Below are 1,006 nucleotides of genomic sequence, written 5' to 3' on the forward strand. Positions count from 1 at the left end.
TGGCGACTTGACGTTGCCGTCGGCGGCGGCCCGGCTGCTGCCCACGCCCAGGGCCACGGATACCGGAACCCCGGGGCGGCGGGCGGGCAAGGGGTTCCGGCCGCCGTTGTCGGCGGTGGTCCTCCCGCTGTTCGCCACGGAATCGGGGACGGACATCGGTGGGGGCCATATGCCACAGCCGTCGCCCGATGGGAGAACCTCACCCGCCCGGCACCGGAGCCGACCGATGGGGCGGGCCGCCTGAGTCCGGCGTTCGTGGAGTGGATGCAGGGCCTCCCGCCCGGCTGGGTCACCGCCACCCCCGGCCTGGGCCGTCCCGCGCAGCTCACCACGCTCGGCAACGGCGTCATCCCCCAACAGGCCGCCCGCGCAGTCGAACTGCTCGCCCCGCCCCTGGGCCACTGCGCCCACAGGGCGGGGTGAACCCCGGCTTCTACCCCGGGATTCCCGGCCGGGCCAAACCGGGATTCCTCCGGACCATCGGCAGCCCAACACCCTTCCGATCCTCGAAAAGTGAGGGCTGCCGATGTCCGAATCACTCCCCGACGAGCCGGTCCGTGTCGCGGACCACGACCTGAACGACCTGGTCTCCACCGTGAACCGGCTGATGGCCGAGAGCCACCGACACGGCGAGAACATCGCCCGCCTCTCCGAACCCGAGACCGAAGGTGCCGGGGACGACAGTGAAGTTGTACCTGCGGGTGCCCCGGTCAGCGGCCCGGCCGAGGCGGAGGGGCCGTCGTCGGTCTCCATCCTGGCGCTGGCCGGACCCGCGTACGAGGAGGAACTCACGGCGCTGGGGACCTGGGTGGAGCGGCTGCTGCTGCCCGTGTACGGGCGGGAGATCACCACCGGCCGCCCCTGGTGCTTCCAGTGGCGCGAGCACCCCGAGGCCATCGCCCGCCTCCACGGACTGTGGCTGGCGTGGCAGCAGTTCACCGACACCGAAGCCGGCCTGGCCGGTCCGGCGACCTGGCACCGCGACCACCTCGACCCGACCTGGCTC

General features: G+C 72.8%; 2 protein-coding genes. Both read left to right on the plus strand.

Features of this window, described 5'->3' with window-relative positions; all coding sequences use genetic code 11:
* The first annotated feature begins 264 nt into the window (after positions 1-264).
* Positions 265-423 carry a hypothetical protein gene (locus FF041_RS38520; protein WP_194292328.1) on the plus strand — a complete coding sequence of 53 codons (159 nt, stop codon included), beginning with the start codon at positions 265-267 and terminating at the stop codon, positions 421-423.
* A 103-nt stretch (positions 424-526) separates the two neighbouring features.
* Positions 527-1,006: DUF4913 domain-containing protein (locus FF041_RS35960; protein ID WP_194292329.1), on the plus strand; the 480-nt coding region annotated here is incomplete at its 3' end.

The organism is Streptomyces jumonjinensis, assembly GCF_009600885.1.
GTDB classification, from domain to species: domain Bacteria; phylum Actinomycetota; class Actinomycetes; order Streptomycetales; family Streptomycetaceae; genus Streptomyces; species Streptomyces jumonjinensis.